Annotated in this window: 14 protein-coding genes; 6 read left to right on the top strand and 8 right to left on the bottom strand. The window is 67.1% G+C overall.

Features of this window, described 5'->3' with window-relative positions:
- Positions 1-31 precede the first annotated feature (31 nt).
- The 3 genes from GWI72_RS14005 to GWI72_RS14015 all read right to left on the bottom strand — a co-directional run bounded on the left by GWI72_RS14005 (position 32) and on the right by GWI72_RS14015 (position 3,102).
- On the bottom strand, positions 32-1,354 hold the full coding sequence (locus tag GWI72_RS14005) for a cobyrinate a,c-diamide synthase (RefSeq protein WP_161708976.1): 1,323 nt from the start codon (positions 1,352-1,354) through the stop codon (positions 32-34).
- Positions 1,351-2,220, bottom strand: coding sequence for a uroporphyrinogen-III C-methyltransferase (cobA, locus tag GWI72_RS14010; protein WP_161676831.1), 870 nt, complete (start codon positions 2,218-2,220; stop codon positions 1,351-1,353). Before cobA ends, GWI72_RS14005 begins: the two co-directional genes overlap by 4 nt.
- Positions 2,221-2,400: 180 nt before the next feature.
- Positions 2,401-3,102 carry a WecB/TagA/CpsF family glycosyltransferase gene (locus GWI72_RS14015; RefSeq protein ID WP_208995859.1) on the bottom strand — a complete coding sequence of 234 codons (702 nt, stop codon included), beginning with the start codon at positions 3,100-3,102 and terminating at the stop codon, positions 2,401-2,403.
- 466 nt (positions 3,103-3,568) lie between these two features.
- Here GWI72_RS14015 and GWI72_RS14020 point away from each other — a divergent pair, with 466 nt between their 5' ends.
- On the top strand, positions 3,569-5,596 hold the full coding sequence (locus tag GWI72_RS14020; RefSeq protein ID WP_161708977.1) for a GumC family protein: 2,028 nt from the start codon (positions 3,569-3,571) through the stop codon (positions 5,594-5,596).
- A complete protein-coding gene (locus tag GWI72_RS14025) occupies positions 5,574-6,977 on the top strand; it encodes a UDP-phosphate alpha N-acetylglucosaminyltransferase (protein WP_179956078.1) in 1,404 nt (467 codons plus the stop codon). Before GWI72_RS14020 ends, GWI72_RS14025 begins: the two co-directional genes overlap by 23 nt.
- Here the strand turns inward: GWI72_RS14025 and GWI72_RS14030 are convergent.
- Complete coding sequence (locus tag GWI72_RS14030; RefSeq protein WP_161677027.1) at positions 6,944-8,119, bottom strand: glycosyltransferase family 4 protein; 1,176 nt, start codon at positions 8,117-8,119, stop codon at positions 6,944-6,946. The two genes, GWI72_RS14025 and GWI72_RS14030, sit on opposite strands and share 34 nt — an antisense overlap.
- Positions 8,120-8,121: 2 nt before the next feature.
- Positions 8,122-9,192, bottom strand: coding sequence for a polysaccharide deacetylase family protein (locus GWI72_RS14035; RefSeq protein ID WP_209000115.1), 1,071 nt, complete (start codon positions 9,190-9,192; stop codon positions 8,122-8,124).
- A gap of 290 nt (positions 9,193-9,482) precedes the next feature.
- On the opposite strand from GWI72_RS14035, the gene GWI72_RS14040 reads away from it, so the two are divergent.
- Genes GWI72_RS14040 through GWI72_RS14055 form a run of 4 tightly spaced genes read left to right on the top strand, consistent with a single transcriptional unit; the run spans position 9,483 to position 15,030 of the window.
- Positions 9,483-10,715: a glycosyltransferase gene (locus tag GWI72_RS14040; RefSeq protein WP_161708978.1), complete on the top strand. Its 1,233-nt coding sequence runs from the start codon at positions 9,483-9,485 to the stop codon at positions 10,713-10,715.
- Positions 10,712-12,085: a lipopolysaccharide biosynthesis protein gene (locus tag GWI72_RS14045; RefSeq protein WP_161708979.1), complete on the top strand. Its 1,374-nt coding sequence runs from the start codon at positions 10,712-10,714 to the stop codon at positions 12,083-12,085. Before GWI72_RS14040 ends, GWI72_RS14045 begins: the two co-directional genes overlap by 4 nt.
- Positions 12,078-13,232, top strand: coding sequence for a glycoside hydrolase family 5 protein (locus GWI72_RS14050; protein ID WP_161708980.1), 1,155 nt, complete (start codon positions 12,078-12,080; stop codon positions 13,230-13,232). The genes GWI72_RS14045 and GWI72_RS14050 overlap by 8 nt, the downstream gene beginning before the upstream one ends.
- Positions 13,216-15,030, top strand: coding sequence for an alpha/beta hydrolase (locus GWI72_RS14055; RefSeq protein ID WP_161708981.1), 1,815 nt, complete (start codon positions 13,216-13,218; stop codon positions 15,028-15,030). Before GWI72_RS14050 ends, GWI72_RS14055 begins: the two co-directional genes overlap by 17 nt.
- Positions 15,031-15,036: 6 nt before the next feature.
- Here the strand turns inward: GWI72_RS14055 and maiA are convergent, their stop codons facing one another.
- The 3 genes from maiA to GWI72_RS14070 form a co-directional block, all read right to left on the bottom strand.
- On the bottom strand, positions 15,037-15,687 hold the full coding sequence (gene maiA, locus GWI72_RS14060; RefSeq protein ID WP_161676838.1) for a maleylacetoacetate isomerase: 651 nt from the start codon (positions 15,685-15,687) through the stop codon (positions 15,037-15,039).
- Positions 15,688-15,848: 161 nt separating this feature from the next.
- Positions 15,849-17,027, bottom strand: a complete 1,179-nt coding sequence (locus tag GWI72_RS14065; protein ID WP_244314357.1) for an alpha/beta hydrolase family protein — start codon at positions 17,025-17,027, stop codon at positions 15,849-15,851.
- A gap of 173 nt (positions 17,028-17,200) precedes the next feature.
- Positions 17,201-17,797: a helix-turn-helix domain-containing protein gene (locus tag GWI72_RS14070; protein WP_209000116.1), complete on the bottom strand. Its 597-nt coding sequence runs from the start codon at positions 17,795-17,797 to the stop codon at positions 17,201-17,203.
- Positions 17,798-17,840: the final 43 nt, after the last annotated feature.

The following is a 17,840-nucleotide window of genomic DNA, read 5'->3' on the forward strand; positions in this document are numbered from 1 at the left end:
GCGGCCGGACCCGGGCGTTCCCGGTCGCGGATCAGGCGCTGATGAGGTGGGCGAAGGAGCCCATCACGCGGCCGCGCACCAGCCCCATGTCCGGCAGTGGCGCGCCAGCCGGATCACAGGCGGCAAACAGCCGGTCGGCCGCGCCCTCATGCTGGATCGTGGCGTAGTGGAACTCGTGCGCGGCAAGCTCCGTTCCCCGGTGCAGGCCGGCAAAAGGCAGGTCTGCCCTGGCGGTCAGGCGGCGGTAGCCGAGATGGAGGCGCCGGGCGGCAAAGCTGGTGCGCAATGGCAGCAGCCCCAGCATCGCATGCGACGCCCCCTCCGCATCGACCAGCACCTCGCCCAGAACCATGTAGCCGCCGCATTCGCCGAAGACAGGCCGGCCTGCAGCCACGGCCCGCTTCATCCCGGAGCGGAAGCCGGCGTTGGTCGCAAGGCGCCCGGCATGCAGCTCCGGATACCCGCCGGGCAGATAGACCGCGTCGGCAGCCGGATCGGGCCCCTCGTCGGCAAGCGGCGAGAAGGGCAGGATCTCGGCGCCAGCCGCCTGCCAGCCGGCAAGCAGATGCGGATAGGCGAAGGAAAAGGCGACATCGCGCGCGATGGCCACGCGCTGCCCCGGCGGCGGCAGCAGCACCGGCGCCGGCTGCGCCGCCGCACCGGCAAGCGGCCCGGCCAGGGCGACGAGGGCTGCAAGGTCAACGGCCGTTCGGGCCGCTTCTGCCGCGCCCGCCAGAAACCCGGCGAGGTCGGCGGTTTCTTCGGCCTGAACGAGCCCGAGATGGCGCTCTGGCAGGGCCAGCGCGGCCTTGCGCGGCATCAGGCCGAGCACGGGCATGCCGAGCGGTGCCAGTGCCGAGGTCAGCAGATCCGCATGCCGGGCGCTGCCGATGCGATTGAGGATGACGCCGGCCACCCGGACGTCGGCACGGTGGTCGCGGAACCCGCGCACCAGCGCGGCAACCGACTGGGCCTGGCGGCCGCAGTCGACGACGAGGATCACCGGAACGCCCAGCGCGGCGGCCACGTCGGCAGCGCTGCTCTTGCCGTCGGCAGCCCCGTCGAAGAGGCCCATCGCCGCCTCGATCAGCAGGAGGTCCGCCCCGGAGGCCTGTGCGGCAGCCACCTGACGAAGGGTTTCCGGGGTCATGGCGAAGGGATCGAGATTGACCGACGGCGCGCCGCTCGCCGCCTCGTGGAACCGGGGGTCGATGTAGTCGGGACCGCATTTCGCCGCCCGCACGACGAGGCCCGTGGCACGCAGGGCGGCCAGCAGCGACAGGGTGAGCGTGGTCTTGCCGGATCCGGATGTGGGTGCGGCCAGCAGCAGGGCCGGCGGCAGGGAACCGGTCATTCGGCCGCGCCCAGGCTGCGCAGCGGATCGCCATGGCCAAGGGGATCGCCGGTGAGCACGCGGCCGGACATGGCCCCAAGCCAGTCCAGCCCGGCGCGCAGGCGCACCACCTCGCCGACGCAGACGATGGCCGGCGGCGCCAGACCGGCTGCCTCGGCATCGGCAGCGCAGGTGGCCAGCGTCGTCTCCAGCACGGTCTGGGCCGACAGGGACGCATTGCACACGATGGCCACAGGTTCATGCCCGGATCGTCCACAGGCCATCAGTTCGCCGGCAATCTGGGAAAGATGCTTCATCGCCATGTACATGATGATGACCGGCGAGCCTTCGGCAATGCCCTTCCAGTTGATCGCGTCCGGAGCCAGTCCGGTCTGGTCATGCCCGGTCAGGAACGTGACGGCCTGGTTCACGTCCCGGTGGGTGGCGGGGATGCCCGCATAGGCGAGACCGCCGATGCCGGCCGTCACGCCCGGAATGACACGGAAGGGGATGCCGGCCCCGGCCAGCGCCAGCGCTTCTTCCCCGCCCCGTCCGAACACGAAGGGATCGCCGCCCTTGAGCCGGAACACGCGCCGGCCGGCCCGCGCATAGTCGATCAGCTTCAGCGTGATGTCGCGCTGCTTCGGACTGGGCTTGCCCCCACGCTTGCCGGCATAGTCCAGCAGGGCCCCAGGGCGGACGAAGGACAGGATGCTCGTGTCCACCAGCGCGTCGTAGACGACCACGTCCGCCTGGCGCAGGCCGTTGAGGGCATGCAGGGTCATCAGTCCCGGATCGCCCGGGCCGGCACCGGCCAGCCAGACCCATCCCGGTTCAAGGACCGGCAGGCTGTCTGGCAGGGAGAATCCGGTCAGGGCAGTGCTCATCCTGATGTTTTAGCCGCGCGCGCGCGGCTGGCCAAGTCTGGATGCGGCATCGGCCCTCCGCCAAAGCGACAGGTGCGCGGCCAGGACAAGCGGCCCGAAGGAAAAAAGATGACAGGTCGGCCTGCCCCGTCCGGGCCAGATGCGCCGTCCGGCCGGGCTCCGGGAGGGGTCAGGCCGGCGTCACAGCATCGGCGGCCGCGTGCGCTCGGCCTCGAGCGCGGCAGCCCGGCGCGTTTCCTGGCGCAGGCGGTAGACGGCGGCGAGGAAGCGGTAGATGCCGATCGTGTAGCGCTTGCCGAGACGGCGCGGCTCCTGCATCAGCCGGAACAGCCATTCCAGACCGGCCGCCTGCAGCACCTGCGGCGCGCGCACCACCTCGCCCGACATGAAATCGAACAGGGCTCCGACGCCGATGCAGACCGTCGGGTTGAGACGGGCCCGGTTGTCGACGATGAACTGTTCCTGCCGCGGGTTGCCCATGCCGACCAGCAGGAGGTCAGCCTTGGCCGCGTTGATGTCGGCGATCACGTCGTCGAGCTCGTCCGGACCGAAATAGCCGTCGCGGAAGCCGGCAACGTGATGGCCGGGATAATTGTCCTCGATGTGCTCCGCCGCCCGGGCCACCGGCTCCGGCTTTGCCCCGAGGAGATAGATGCGCAGCGGCAGTCCGATCGTGTGCAGGATGAAGGGAACCAGATCGGTGCCGTTCAGGTTGGCCGGAAACGGGGCGCCGGTCAGGGCCCGGTTGGCAATATCGACGCCGATGCCGTCATTGAACAGCGTCATGCGCGACAAGGTGCGCGCGTAGGCCGGACTGTCCATCGCCTGCAGCACCGTGTTGGCGTTGCAGATGCCGATATCCATCTTCAGTCGAAGCAACATGGCGCTGCGGATCATGTCCACAGCCTGCGGGCGCGTGAGCTTATGGATACCAAGCGGCCCGATCCGGGTCATCCCAGATCCCACAGGCGTTCCAAGCTGCAAAGTAGACATGAGCATTACGCGCCTCGCACCGATTTTTATTTTTTATCTCGAATGACATCATGCCCATGATGGCTGAATAAGTGCTTAAACCCACAAATCCAGGAGATTTACCATTATCTTTCTGTCACTTTATTTGGTGGCATTTTATCTGTCACGTTAACTTTCGTTTAACGATTAATTCCATTGTCTACATTTGCAGTGTGACAATTTCCAGATCGGAAGCGTGGCAGACGTTCATTTGCCACTTGTTAATCATGTTTCCCCATTCTCACCGGCAATCGGACGCAGCGTCGCCTGCGGTCCGTCATGACATTCCGGTAGTCCTGAAAGCGAAGCGGGGCTCTTGCACGAGCGGTCACGGACAATGGTCGAAGTCTCTGACATTCCAGCAATTCTGGCCCGCAGACTCCGGTGGCTGATCCTTGTCCCTGCGCTGTTCATGGCCTTGGCGGTGGCTTTCGTTCTGGTGCGTTCGCCGCAGTACAGCGCAACCGCCGAGCTGCTTGTCGAGCCGCCGAGCCTGCAGATCCTCGGTCGCGACTTCTCCGGCCGCGAGGGCGCCTCGCCGCTGGAAAGCCTCGACATCGACAGCCAGGCGCTGGTGGTCATGTCGAACCCGGTGCTCAATGACGTCGTCGAGAAGCTCGACCTCGAGAACGATCCGGCCTTCACCGGCCCGGGCCTGCGCCAGCGGCTGTTGCCCTTCCTCTTTCCGGCCAAGCCGAACGAGGAGCAGCGTGCCTCGGTGATCGAGGCCCTGCGCAAGAAGCTTCAGGTCGGCCGCATCGAGAAGACCTTCGTGTTCCAGATCGTGGCCACGCATCCCAACCGGATCCGGGCGGCCGAAATCGCCAATGCCACGGCAGAGGCCTATCTGGCGGAGACCCGAAAGTCCCGCTCGGAAGGGTTCCAGCGCACCAGCCAGTCGCTGCAGGCGCAGGCGCAGCAGCTGCGCGAGCAGGTGGAACGCGCCGAGGCGGCTGTCGAGCGTTACCGCGCCGACAACGGCCTCATCGCCACCACCCAGCGCGGCCTGGTCGAGGACCAGCAGCTGCAGGACCTGAACACGCAGCTGACCCAGGCCCGTGTCGATCTCGAGAAGGCGAAGAACACCTTCGATCTGGTGCGCGGGCTGAGTGCCTCCGACGTGGAAGCCGGTGGGATTCCCGTCGATGTGAACAACACCGTGCTCAGTTCCCTGCGCGTCCAGTATGCAACGCTCGCCGAACGGGAGGCCCGCGCCTCCACCACGCTCGGGGCCAACCACCCGCAGATGCGGGAACTGGCAGCGCAGATGCAGAACACGCGCCGCCTGATTTCGGACGAGCTGTCGCGCATCCAGCGCAACATCCGCACCGACTTCGAGCGGGCCCAGGCCAATCTCTCCGGCCTCGAGAACCGCATCGCCCAGCTGAAGGTCGCCAACTCCGACCAGAACAAGGCGCAGATCGAGCTGCGGCAGCTGGAAAGTGATGCGGAAACCAAGCGCGGCGTCTACCAGCTGTTCCTCAAGCGGGCGCAGGAACTGTCCGAACAGCAGGACGTGGAGGCCACGAACTCGCGCATCCTCTCGGCAGCCCAGCCGCCCCTGTCGCCGGGCGGGCCGTCTGCCCTGATCCTGATTGCCGCCGCCGGCATCTTCGGCTTCGCGCTGGCAGCCGGCGGTGCCGTCGGGCTTGAAATCGTCAGCGGCCGCCTGAACTCGGAGCGCGAGCTGGTCGAATGGACCGGGGCTCCCGTGCTGACCAACCTGCCGGCTCTGGCGCAGCCCTCGACCCGCAAGGGCCTGTTCGGTCGCGGAGAGGCGTCCCGGCCGGAGCGGCTGCCGGAAGAGGCGGAACTCGGACTGACCCGGGTCGCCTATGCGCTGCGCTATGCGCTCGGCGAGGATCTTCCGGCAAACGTGCTGGTGCTGAAGACCACCGACCGCATCGAGACCCTGCCGGTGACCCGCGGGATCGCCACGTCGCTCTACGACATGAACGAAGAGGTCCTGCTGGCCCGCGCGCTGCCCGGAGCCAGCCGCGAGACCGACATGCGTCAGCTCGACGATCGCGGCCGCCAGGGCGGACGACGGGGCAGCAGAGGTCGCGAGCTCGGTCCCGGTCGCGGCCAGGCCCTGTCGAAATATGTCAGCGTCGAGCGGGTCAACGATGCCCGCAAATACGCCGGTCCGGCCGACTTCGACGGGGATGCACGCGATTTCCTCGTCATCGACTGCGGCTCGACCGAGAGCAACCCGATCCTGCCGGTGCTCTTGAAGAACTGCGACGCGATCATTCTGGTCAGCCAGATCGGCAGCACGCGCATGACCGATCTGGACCGCACGCTGGCCTATCTGCAGCCCTGGCAGGAACGGGTGATCGGCAATGTCGTTCTCGAGGCCGCTTGACCGACTGCTGCTGTCGCCCCGCCTGAAACCGCTGGACGAGCGGCGCCCGGAGTGGATGGCGCTTGTCTGGCTGGTGATTGCCGGAACGCTGTTCTTCAACCTCGGGCTCGCCTTCCTCAACACCCGGGTCATGGGCATTTCCCAGAACCACGTGGTGCTGTGCGAGCTTGCGCTGACGGGACTGGCGCTGGGGCTGGCGATGACGCGGCGCGCCAGCCTCTACGTGGTCATCACCCTCTACATCACCTACATGCTGATGCTGATGGCGATCCGCGCGGAGATGGACCTCAAGTCGATCCGCGACGCCCTGGTGCCGATCATCTTCTACTTCGTCGGCCGGCAGATCCAGGACATCCGGCAGGTCGACCTGATCGTGCTCTGGTCGGCCATTGCCGTGCTGGTGGTGGGGCTGTTCGAGTTCCTCTTCCTGGAGCTCTACACCGCGAACGTGAACATCTTCGACTATTACGTTGCGCGCGGCACGATCACGGCGGACACCAACTTCCTCGGCGAGGACAACGCCCTGTTTCACAGCGGCGTGCGGTATGGCGGACGCAATTTCTTCGGTTTTCTCGGCAATCACCGGGTCTCGTCGGTCTTCCTCGAGCCGGTTTCGATGGGCAATTTCGGCGCCTTCCTGGTCCTGTGGGGCGTGTTCCGCCGCGACATGGCCCGTCGCTGGCTGCTGCTGGCCATTGCCTTCACGCTGATCATCCTGTGCGATGCCCGCTTCGGCATGTTCGTGTCGCTGCTGTTCTTCGCGGTGGCGCCGTTCTACCGCGCCGCGCCGCGCGTGCTGATGCTGCTGGCGCCGGTGGCCATCGTGGTGGCGCTGATGATCTATGCCACCGCCGCCAACCGCATCGGCTGGGATGACACGCTGACGGGGCGGTGGCTGTTTTCCGGCCAGCTGCTGATGAAACTCGACTGGCGCGGCATCCTCGGCATCTCGACCAACACCACCTACCTGTCGGACAGCGGCTATGCCTTTGCCCTGTTCCAGACCGGGGCGATCGGACTGCTCGCTCTCTGGGCGCTCTATGTCTATGCCCCGATCAACACGGACGAGGCCTGGAAGTTCAAGGTCCTGCTGGTGGTCTACATTTGCCTGCTGATGATCGTGTCCTACTCGCTGTCGACCATCAAGACGGGCGGACTTCTCTGGCTCTGTGCCGGCGCGGTCGATGCCTGGCGACGGGGCCACGATCCGGCCGCCCGGAGCGCGACGCCAAGGAGCTCCCCGCCGGTCGGGGGGCCGGCGCGACTGGCGGCAGCCGGCACCTGGCAGCGCCTGGCCGGGCGAGACCCGGGCCGGCGGCGGGTGACCGCCCGGGTCGGCGCGCTGCCTCAGCCGAGCGCGTCGCGGTACAGATCCTCGTAAAGCCGGGCCGTCGTCTCCCAGCCATGCTGGCGGGCGGAGGTGATTGCCGCCTGGCGCAAGGCCTCGGGACGCTCCGAAAGCGCCGAATGCGCGGCCTCGACGGCCGCTGCCGCGCCGGCCGGGTCGGCAAAACCGGCCAGCCGGACCATGTCGTGCTTGCGCGACAGCGAGCGGAAGGCGGCATTCGGTTCGACGACTGGCAGGAGCCCGGCGCTCAGCGCCTCGATAAGCGCAATGCCGAAGCCCTCGTACTCGGACGCGCTGACGAACAGGCTGCAGGCGCCCATGACCGCCCGGATGTCGGCATTCGACGGCCCCACATGCAAGGTCACGGCGGAGTGGAGGTCGCGCGCGGCAATCATCGCGCGGATGTCGGCCTCGCTCCAGTCGGAGGCGGAGCCGGCGATGTGGAGATGCCAGGCCGGATCGCTCGCCGTCAGCACCTGCATCATGTCGAGCAGATGATCGAGCCGCTTGTTGCGCGAGAAGCGGCCGATGGTGATGAGGCTGCGGGCCGGCCGGCGGGCAGCCGCATCGCCGAACTTGTCCAGATCGGCCGCGTTCTCGATCAGCCGGACACGGGAGGGCGCGATCTGGCGGAAGGTGGCCAGATCGCTCTCGCTGCAGCAGGCGATGCCGCGGTAGCGGCTGGCGGTGGCGCGGGTGACCGTGTTGAACCAGGCCGACTTGAGACGGCGGAACTTGGCGGTGTGGAAGAACCCGCCATGGGTGGTCGCGACCATCGGCGTGCGCCGCGTGAGCGAGGTCGCGGCGAGCACATCGAAGAAGAAGTCGACCGCATGCACATGGATGATGTCGGCACCGCCAAGACAGCCCAGGACAGAGGGGGCGATCGGATAGCGCGGCGATCCGCGGAAGGGGATGCGCCAGACCTCGACCCCGTCGATCAGGTCACGGGCCGGCAGCTGCCGGTCGGGCTCGATGAACAGCCGGTCGAGCGTGACCACGCGGACACTGCCGAAGCGGCCGACCTGACGACCGACCAGGTTGCGGACAAAATCCTCCAGTCCGCCGATCATCGGGTAGAACTGGCGCACGACATGCACGATGGACCGGTCGGCGAAAGGGGCCGTGGCGCCGTCATCGGCGGCCGGTGCGACGGGAAGGATGCGCTCATGCATCATCAGAAGTCTCCGGGCAGAAGGCAGGGGGTGCCGCCGCGGCTGGCAAGGGCGCGGAACAGGCCATCCGCGCCGGCACGGGCATGGGCCACGGGGGCAAGCCGGACTTCCCCGTTCTGGCGCGGCAGCAGGAAGGACTGGGTGTGATGGGCTGGAAACAGCCCGCCGGGATCGGTGGTGACGGCGCCGCGGAAGCCGAGACTGCGCACGACCTCCGCCTCCCGCGTGCCGCCGATGGAGGGACGGCCGTACGGGTAGGCAAACCAGCGGACCGGGCGCTGGAGCAGCTCCTCCAGGAAGATCTTGTTGGCCCCGATGTCGGCGCGCAGGGCGTCCTCGTCCAGCAGCCGCAGCGCCCGGTGCGTGGTCGTATGGGCCTCGATGCGCAGGAGCGGGTGCCGGTCGGCCGCCACGATCCCGGCTGCATCGAGGACATGAAGGTCGACGACATCGGCCAGTGCGATGCCGTGCCCCCGGAAGATTTCGGGCAAGAGCGATGCCCGCGCGAAATCCGCCCAGACCCAGGCCGTCATCCGGTCGAGCGCCGCCTTCTTTTCCGCCCAGGTGCCGGTCACGAGACGCTCGCCCATCGGCTCCATGTCGATCTGCGCCAGGTCGAGGGCGAGCTGCCGGAGACCGAGCCACCAGGCATTGATGTCACGGGTGACCATGCCGGTGGGCACGAAGATCGTGGCAGGCGCGCCATGTCGCTCCATCACCGGCAGCGCCAGCTCAATGTTGCTCCGGTAGCCGTCGTCGAAGGTCAGGACCGCGAAGGGCGCGGCAGCGGGATCGGCGCAGCGCTCCAGCGCCTCGTCGAGCGAGACGAAGTCGCGCCCCGCCGCCCGCAGCGCCGTGAGGATCGCATCGAAGTCGTCGATGTGGCAGCCCTGCCCCAGAAGGGCGCGCGGCGAACGGGTGAATTCGTGGAACATCAGGATGACGCCCCGGCCGGCATAACGCCGCGCCAGAAGGCGCGAGACGCCGGAGGCGGTCGCGGCCACCGAGAGCCCGGCGCGCACCATCTCCTTCAGACCGGCGGATCCGGACGGCTTGGGGACGATGGTCAGCATCTGGGGCTCCCGGGGCATGGCGGCCGGCGCGCGCCATGGTGATCAATTTCCTGTGTGTGGGCCGCATTCTCGGTGGGTGCTTTTAAGGATTGCTTCCCGCTGCAGACCGGGTGCACCTTAATTTGGCGGTAAGATTAACGAAGCACGGACCTCATCGTCGGAGCCTCATTCTTCTGTAACCAAGGCTTGGTCGCATTTGGTTCAATTTGTGTCCATCACTCGGGAACTTACCGTTCTTCAAGGAAAGCACTCCTATCAAGAACCGAAACAACGATGGGTGGGAGTGTCCAATGCGTATCCTGATGGCCTGTGCCGCTTTTCCGCCAAACCTCCCCGGCGGCGCGCAGACCTCGTCGCTGATGCTCGCCAGGATGCTGCAGTCCCAGGGGGCCGACATCACCGTCGTCAATGTGGGCGATGTTGCAGGCGTCGAGGACGTCCAGGGGCTGCGGGTTCACCGGATCAAGAGCCCGAACATCTACTGGGACTACCTGAAGCGCCGCCCCAACTGGAAGAAGCCGATCTGGCACCTTCTGGAGAACGGCAACCCCTTCGCCTTTTCGGCCATGCGCCGGCAGATCAGGACCGTCCGGCCGGACCTGCTGCTCACCGTGAGCATCGAGAACATCAATGTCGCCAGCTGGGCTGCGGCAAAGCTCGCCGGCCTGCCGGTCGCGCACACGTCATTCAACTCGTTCCTGATGTGCTGGAACTCGGTGATGCAGCGCGACTCGGAAAACTGCAGCCGCCAGTGCAGCTCTTGCCGCACGACCTCGCTTGGAAAGAAATTCTTCACGCGCTACGTCGATGGGGTGATTGGCGAAAGCCAGGACGTACTGAACCGCCACATGGCGGAAGGCTATTTCCCCAATGCGGTCATGAAGCGCATTCCGGCGGTGCTGCCGCGCCTCCATGCCGAGGCCGGTCGCCGTTTCCCGGCGGGCCGGCCCTTCCGGGTCGGCTTTCTCGGGCTGCACAGTCATTTCAAGGGCATTGCCCATCTGGCCGATGCGGCGCAGATGATGGCAGACATGCCCGATGTCGAGTTTCATATCGCCGGCGAAGGCGCGGAGCGGGACAATTTCGGCGAGGAAGTCCGCCGTCGCTTTCCCGCGGCGAGCACCCGCTTCTACGGCTGGGTCAAGGCGGACGACTACCTCCGCGAGATCGACGTGCTTGTCTATCCGTCCATCGGCCGCGAGGCCTTCGGCCGGGCCTCGATCGAGGCTTTCGCGCATGCAGTTCCGGTGATATCGACAAGCATCGGCGGCGTGGCAGAGAACATCACGGATGGCGTGAACGGCTATCACGTGCCACCTGGCGATGCCGGAGCCATCCGGGAGGCAATCCTGCGCATGGCGCTGGCGCCGGCGACCTACGAGCGCCTCTCCGCGGGGGCGCTTGCGGCGGCGCATGGCTATCTTCCTGACACATTGGGCCGCGAATTCTCTTCCTTCCTGGAAACGGTCCGTGCCCGCAGCGAACGACGGCTGCAGCGCAAGACAGAGGTTCATCCTGCATGACACTGGCCCGGCAGTTACTGGCGAAGGTCGATCTGAAGGAATTCGTCTGGTCCTTCTTCAGCCGGATTGCATCTCCGCTGCTGAGCTTCGCCGTGCTGCTGATGGCCAGCCGCACGCTCTCCATCGAGGAATACGGCCTCTACAACTTCCTGTTCTCGGTCGGCTCTTCGGTCGGGCTTGTGCTCGTGCTCGGCCAGAACGTGCTGCTGATGAAGCATTTCCGCACGTCTCCCGACACGGCAGAGGAAGAGGCCAACCGGACCCTGCTGGCCATGAACTTCCGCTGGATCGCCAGCGGAATTGCCGTTGCGCTGCTGGTGGCCGGGGCGATCCAGATCTTTGCGGTCGACTTTCCGCACCATTATGACGCGCTGCCGATCGCCTTCGTGTTCTCCTGCGTCTTCGCCCTGAGCGAGTATTTCCAGTACTATTTCCGGGTGCGCGGCAACATCGGACTGGCGCTGACACCGCGCGAGAACATCTGGCGCATCCTAACCCTCGCCGCCTTCCCGGTCGCTGCCTACACCGGCTTCATGACGACCGGCGCAAGGGCGATGGAGGTGACGACAGTGCTGCTTGCGCTTGTCGTCGGCTACCAGGCGATCCGGATGGTCGGCATCGAGGGTCGCGTTTTCCTGCGCAGCCGCCGCGTGGACATGGACGCGGAGACACGGTCGATCTGGTCGCGCGAGAGCCTGTTCTTCACCGCCAATGCCTTTTTCGTGTCCGCAGCACTCTATCTCGAGACGATCCTGATCGGCATCTTCCTCAGCCTCGAGGCGGCCGCTTTCTACTTCGTGGCGTTCCGGCTTGCGGCACTGCTCATGTTGCCGGTGTCGATCATCGACACGATCGGCATCCCGATGGTGTCGGCCAGGCTGCAGGCCCGCGACATTCCCGGCGCGCAGCATCTGATCTCGGTGCTGTCGGCCGGCAGCTTTGCCGGAACACTGCTGGCCTTCTGCTTCATGATCGCCATCGGCAAGCTCGCCCTGTCGCTGTTCGAGCCCTCCTTTGCCGACCATTACGCGGTCCTGGTGGTGCTGTGCCTGTCGCCTGTCGCCCACGCCTTCTTCGGGCCCGGCACCAACCTGATGATGATCGGCGGCGGTGAACGCTATTTCCTCTGGATGCGCAGCCTCATCTTCGTGGTCTACATCGCGGCGCTGATCCTGTTCGGTGTCTATTTCGGCATGATCGGCATCGCGGTCGTCGGGCTTGTGCACAGCTTCGTCATCCTGCTCCTCTGCCGGAACTGGACGCTGGCGCATGTCGGGGTCGACAACATGGCGACGACCGTGATCGCGGCCATCCGGCACTGGCGCGGCCGTGGGGGACCGGAAGCGGCAGGGGAGCGATCCGATGGATGAGGCACAGGATCATGGCACGAGGACGCGGGCACGCCTGCGCGCGGCGGGGCGCGGCCTGGCTGCGGCTGCGAGCCTGTCGGCGCTGCTGCTGACCGCCGGGCAAGCACAGGCCCTGACGTGCCTGCGCGGCGCGAATGTCGCCGGCGCCGAGTTCGGAGACACCATCGGCCGCCTTGGCCATACGCATTTCTATCCGACCGAAAAGACGCTGCGCTACCTCGCGGGCAAGGGCATGAACGTGGTCCGCTTCCCCTTCAAGTGGGAGCGCCTGCAGCCGGTGCTCTACAAGCCCTTCGATCTCGCCGAGCTGACGCCGCTGGTGGACAGCATCGCCGCAGCCAAGCGCATGGGCTTCAAGGTGATCCTGTCGCCCCATACCAACGCGCGCCACTCCGGCAAGCAGATCGGCTCGCCCGAGGTGCCGACCTCGGCCTTCGAGGATTTCTGGACGCGGCTTGCCAAGCTTTATGCCGGTGACAGCGACATCATCTTCCTGCTGCAGAACGAGCCGGACTACATGGACGCTGCCTTCTGGCTGCCGTCGGCCAACGCGGGGATCGCCGCCATCCGCCGGACCGGCGCCGACAACCTGATCCTCGTTCCCGGCACGATCTGGACCAGCGCCTATCACTGGTTTGCCGAGCAGAACGGGGGCAGCAACGCCGAGGTGATGCGTGGCATCATCGACCCGCTGAACAATTATGCCATCGACATCCACCAGTATCCGGACGCGGACTTCTCCGGCACCAACCGCACCTGCCCGGCGAAGGACACCGCCCTCGAGGCGCTGGCCCGGGTCACGGACTGGCTGAAGGCCACCGGCAACAGGGCCATCCTCAGCGAGTTCGGCGGCACCGCGTCGCCCGACTGCCTGGACGCGATCCGCGACATGGCCGTGTTCGTGAACCGCAATCCGGACACCTGGATCGGCTGGACCTACTGGGCCGCCGGTGACTGGTGGGGGGACTACCCGCTGTCGATCCAGCCGGACGAGGCTGGCCGGGACCGGCCGCAGATGAAAGTTCTTGAACCGCTGATCCGTGACGGACAACCAGTCATCGCCGAGTGTCCGTCGCTCGACCCGCTCACCTTCTGGCCGCTGCGCGGTCCAAACCGTCCGGATGCACCCAATGGACGCCCTCAGTAACGTCAGCCGGCGACAACGGCCGGTCCTCATCGGGCAGGAGCCCGGCCTGCTGCTCGGAGACCCCGGGCAGACCGGCGTGCTGCTGATCGAGGACTGGGGATATGAGGGCCTTTGCGCCCGGCGCAGCTTCCGCATGCTCGCCGAGCTGCTGGCCGATGCAGGCTATCCGGTGCTGCGCGCCGATCTGCCGGGCATGGGCGGCTCGACCCGCGCACCGGAGGCGCTGGTCGGCATTGCGGATCTGGACCTGGCAACGGATGCCGCCCTCGCCACCCTGAAGGAAGAGGGCGGCTGCCGACGGATCGTGCTGGCCGGCATGGGTCTGGGCAGCCTGCTGGCCGTCCGGCGTGCGGTGCGCAACCGCAGCGATGTTGCCGCGCTTGTCCTGATGGCGCCGATGATTTCCGGACGGCTGGCGCTGCGCGAGGCCCAGATCCGGTCCGCCATGATTGCCGAGCGCACGCGCGTGCCTGTCGAGGCCGGGCAGGCGGGCAGCGTGACCGTTGCCGGACTGAGCATGGGCCCGGGCCTTGTCGCCGACATCCGCGGCAGCAGCTTCGGCGAGGCTGCCATTCCCGACGGCTTCCCTGTGCTCATCCTGCCGCGCCCCGGCCGCAGCGGCGAGGAGGAGTTTGCCGCCGCCCTGCTGGCCGGCAATCCGAATGCCGCCTCGCACGGCTTCTCGGGCTATGACGACCTGATCACCGACCCGACCCTCGCCGAGCCGCCGCTGGCCGACTTTGCGGTCGTGCGCGACTGGCTGCTGCGCCATCACGCGCCCGAGCCCCTGCCCGCCGCGCCCGCACCGTCTCGGGCGCCGTCCGCGTCTCTGGCACAGGTGAGCGCCAGCGGCAGGATTGGCGGAGAGGGGTACGAGGAAGAAGTCCTTGTCCTTGGCCGGCGCGGCAATCTCGTCGGCACCCTGTGCCTTCCGACCCTTCCGGGCTCGGGCGCCGAAACGGCGAAAGATCCTGCGGTGCTGTTCCTGACAGCGGGCGGCACGCCGCGCGCCGGGTGGGCGCTGTCGATGCGGGAGAGTGCGCGCGCGCTCGCCCGGGAGGGCATTACCTCGCTGCGGCTGGATCTTGCCGACATCGGCGACAGTTCGGCCGTCCCCGGCGCCCAGGTTCCGGAGCATTATCACCCGCGCCAGCTGGAGGACCTGGCCGACGCGCTTGACCTGCTGGCGGCGCGCGGCCATGCCCGCGTCATTGCCACGGGCGCCTGCAGCGGGGCCTATCTCGCCCTGCGCGGGGCCATCGCCGATCCGCGCATCGAAGCGGCGGTCTGCGTCAACCTGCAGCGGTTCCTCTGGGATCCGCGCGAGAAGATCGGCAACCTGCTGCGCTTCGACCATGACAACACGGTCGCCTATGCCCGCAAGCTGTTCGACCGGGAGAGGCTGCTGCGGCTCATCAAGGGAGAGGTGCCGGTGGCGGCCCTGCTCGGCTTCCTTGTCAGCCGGGCATGGACCAAGCTGGAGCGGGCCACGGCTCCCTATGCCCTCGGGCTGACGCTGTCGTCGCGGCTGCGGCGCCAGGTCCAGTCGGAGCTCGCCGGCCTGGCGCGGCGTGGACTGCGCCTCGACCTGATCTACAGCGAGGGCGACCCGGGGCTTGCCTTCCTTGCCCCGGCGCTTGGACCGGACGGCCGCGATGCGGCCCGCTATCCCGGACTGAGCGTGACCTTCCTGGACGGGACCGATCACAACCTGACCCCGATCAGGGCCCGCCAGACTGTGCTTGCGCATCTTCGCAAGGCTGCGGGACGCCGTCCGGCCCAGACCACTGCAGACTGACGCGGATCACTCCGCGTCGGGCTGGTTCTGCGGCGCGGCGGCGATGAAGGCAGGGAGCTCCATGGCGGCGGCGTGGATGCGCCGGATCACCGGGTAGGGCTCCATGTCAACGCCGAAGCGGCCATTGTTGGCGACCTGCGCGACCAGGCAGATGTCGGCCATCGTCGGTGTATCGCCGTGGCAGAAGCGGCCGGTCTGCGGATCATTGGCGAGATGCTGCTCCAGCGGTCCGAAGGTCTCGGCAACCCAGGTGCGGAACCAGTCGGTGACGGCGGCGTCATCGGCACCGAAGCGGCTGCGCAGGGCGTTGAGAATGCGCAGGTTGTTCACCGGATGAATGTCGCAGGCGATCATCTGCGACAGCGCGCGCACGCGGGCACGACCCGCCGGATCGCGCGGCAGCAGGGCCGGCTCGGGGATCACCTCGTCGAGGAACTCGATGATCGCCAGCGATTGCGCCAGCACCATGCCATCTGACCACACCAGCGTCGGAACCAGCCCCTGCGGGTTGACCGCAAGATAGGCCGGATCCCGATGCTTGCCGAGGCGGAGGTGATGGAACTCCGGACGGTAGCTGACCCCCTTGAGGTTCAGCGCGATGCGCGCCCGGAAGGACGTCGAGCTGCGGAAATAGGTATGCAGGACCACTTCGCCCATGGCGCTCTCCCGGTCTGGCTGGACAGGGAGAGATTGATTGCAAATGTAACCAATCGCCGTCAAGCGCCGACTGGGCCAGCAAGGGGCCTGGAAACCGGTCTGGCAACCGGTCTGGCAACCGGTCTGGCAAGCGGTCTGGCAAACGCTCTGGCGACCTGACCTTACTTGCCGTCGAACCAGACCTTCCACTGGGGCACCGCGCGCGCAAAGGTGCCGCGATGGCTGGTGGGCCCGGTCGACACGGCCTCGGCCATGGGGTTGCCGGCGCCCATGGCCCGCTGCCAGGTCTCCGCCATCTTCGCCACACCCACGGTGATCGCCTCGTCGGCCTCGCCGTAGTAGTTGCGCACCGGCGTGCGGATGACCCAGCGATAGGCCTGGGTCTCGGCGATCAGACGGCCATAGGCGGAGGCGGCAAAGAACTGGGCGTCGAAATACTCCGGACGGATCAGCTTCTTCAGGTCGGTCGGGATGGCGGCCGGATCGAAGGGTTCCCGCAGATAGGCCTTCTTCGCCAGCTCGTAGGTGTCATCGGTGAACAGCGAGCGGGCGAGACCCGGGATCCCGTAGTAGGTTTCGAAGGAGAAACTCGAGAGGATGAACAGGCTGTTGACCCACACGGCGTCGTTCTGGCGCGGGAAGTTGAGGAACCCGTTCAGCGCGGCGAAGACGTCGAGCGGCGCGCTGGCGGTGGCGGTTGCCTTGACCGGCACACCGTCCCGCTCAAGCTTTTCGAGCATCGCCATGGTGACGAACCCGCCCTGCGACCAGCCCGCGAGATAGAGCCCGGTGTCGGAGAGCTTCATGTCGGCCAGCACCGCCCGGCTGGCCGTCAGCATGTCCGTCGTTGCCTGCTGGTGGCTTGCCTTGACCATGTAGCCTTCCTGCTCGGTCGAGGCGCCCATGCCGAAGTAATCGGCTCCGATCAGCAGATAGCCCTGCCCCGCGAACTGCGCGATCATCAGCTGGGTTTCGGGCGACTGGTCCGGATAGGACGGCACCTCCTGCTTTCCGTAGACGGTGCCATGCTGGTAGGAGACCAGCGGCAGCGCCGTCGCGGCGATCTCGGGGACAGCGACGAGGCCGGTTGCGACGGTGGGCCGGCTGTTGCGCTCCGGGATCACCGACGGATAGGTCACGCGGTAGAGACGGACGGCATTGGTGGCCGGGGTATAGGTCTCGGCGATGCCGGCGAAGGCTGGCGTATCCTTGGTCAGGATCTGGTTCAGCTTGTCGACATCCCAGCGGCCGATCAGCTGATAGGAAATGCCACCCCCGATGGCGACAGGCGCGGCATTGGCAGCCGTGTCGGCGGCGACTGCGCCTGCTGGCGCGACCATCAGGGCAAGGGCGGCGGTGGCGGCCGCGATCAGGCGGCGGGCGGTCAGGACGACAGACAGCAAGGAAGACCTCGACAGCTTGGGCGGGGCGGCTGATACGCCGCAGGATGGCGACCACCCTAGCGTGCAGAGGACAAGAAACGGTTAGCGGTCAGCGTTAACCGACTGCCGCCTCAGGCATGTTCCATCATCAGCACGACCACCGTGTCCGGCTCCAGCGCCTCGTAGCTGTGCGGAACGTCGCCCGGATAACTGTAGTAATCCCCCGGGCGCAACTCCTCCGGCGCGTCGAGCGGGCCAACCAGCGCACGCCCCGTGGCGACGATCACATGCTCGACGGTGCCGGGAATATGCGCCGGCGAGCGGCGCGCGCGGCCGGGCTGGATATCCAGCCGGTAGAGATCCCGACGGACGCCCTGCGCGCCGGCGCTCAGCAGCGTTCCGGTGTAGTCGGCGAGTTCCGAGCGGGTTCCAAGGCCCTCGCCCGCCCGGACAAGTCGGACCGGACTGCGGCGAGGACGGTCAACGAGACGGCTGAAGGGCACGCCAAGCGCGACCGCCAGGGTCCACAGCGTCTCGACGCTGGGATTGCCGGTGCCCGCTTCGATCTGCGACAGGGTCGACTTCGACAGGCTGGCGCGGCGGGCGAGTTCGCTCAGGCTGAGGCCTGCCTTCTCCCGCTCCTGCCGCAGCGCGCAGGAGATCCAGCTCATCAGGTCGTCGGGGCCCTGCGGCGCGGCAGGGGAACTGTCGGCGGCGGTCAGCGGCAATCTCCGTTCATTATGTAGAACGATCGTTCTGATTGACGAACGA

This window comes from Pannonibacter sp. XCT-53 (assembly GCF_009915765.1).
GTDB lineage: Bacteria > Pseudomonadota > Alphaproteobacteria > Rhizobiales > Stappiaceae > Pannonibacter > Pannonibacter tanglangensis.

What these genes read in the sequence shown, in the direction of transcription:
- GWI72_RS14030 (WP_161677027.1), bottom strand. Translation starts at nt 8,119, where the DNA reads ATGCATGAGCGCATCCTTCCCGTCGCACCGGCCGCCGATGACGGCGCC.
- GWI72_RS14040 (WP_161708978.1), top strand. Translation starts at nt 9,483, where the DNA reads ATGCGTATCCTGATGGCCTGTGCCGCTTTTCCGCCAAACCTCCCCGGC.
- GWI72_RS14005 (WP_161708976.1), bottom strand. Translation starts at nt 1,354, where the DNA reads ATGACCGGTTCCCTGCCGCCGGCCCTGCTGCTGGCCGCACCCACATCC.
- GWI72_RS14045 (WP_161708979.1), top strand. Translation starts at nt 10,712, where the DNA reads ATGACACTGGCCCGGCAGTTACTGGCGAAGGTCGATCTGAAGGAATTC.
- GWI72_RS14050 (WP_161708980.1), top strand. Translation starts at nt 12,078, where the DNA reads ATGGATGAGGCACAGGATCATGGCACGAGGACGCGGGCACGCCTGCGC.
- GWI72_RS14035 (WP_209000115.1), bottom strand. Translation starts at nt 9,192, where the DNA reads ATGCTGACCATCGTCCCCAAGCCGTCCGGATCCGCCGGTCTGAAGGAG.
- GWI72_RS14015 (WP_208995859.1), bottom strand. Translation starts at nt 3,102, where the DNA reads ATGTTGCTTCGACTGAAGATGGATATCGGCATCTGCAACGCCAACACG.
- cobA (WP_161676831.1), bottom strand. Translation starts at nt 2,220, where the DNA reads ATGAGCACTGCCCTGACCGGATTCTCCCTGCCAGACAGCCTGCCGGTC.
- GWI72_RS14025 (WP_179956078.1), top strand. Translation starts at nt 5,574, where the DNA reads ATGTCGTTCTCGAGGCCGCTTGACCGACTGCTGCTGTCGCCCCGCCTG.
- maiA (WP_161676838.1), bottom strand. Translation starts at nt 15,687, where the DNA reads ATGGGCGAAGTGGTCCTGCATACCTATTTCCGCAGCTCGACGTCCTTC.
- GWI72_RS14065 (WP_244314357.1), bottom strand. Translation starts at nt 17,027, where the DNA reads ATGGTCGCGCCAGCAGGCGCAGTCGCCGCCGACACGGCTGCCAATGCC.
- GWI72_RS14020 (WP_161708977.1), top strand. Translation starts at nt 3,569, where the DNA reads ATGGTCGAAGTCTCTGACATTCCAGCAATTCTGGCCCGCAGACTCCGG.
- GWI72_RS14055 (WP_161708981.1), top strand. Translation starts at nt 13,216, where the DNA reads ATGGACGCCCTCAGTAACGTCAGCCGGCGACAACGGCCGGTCCTCATC.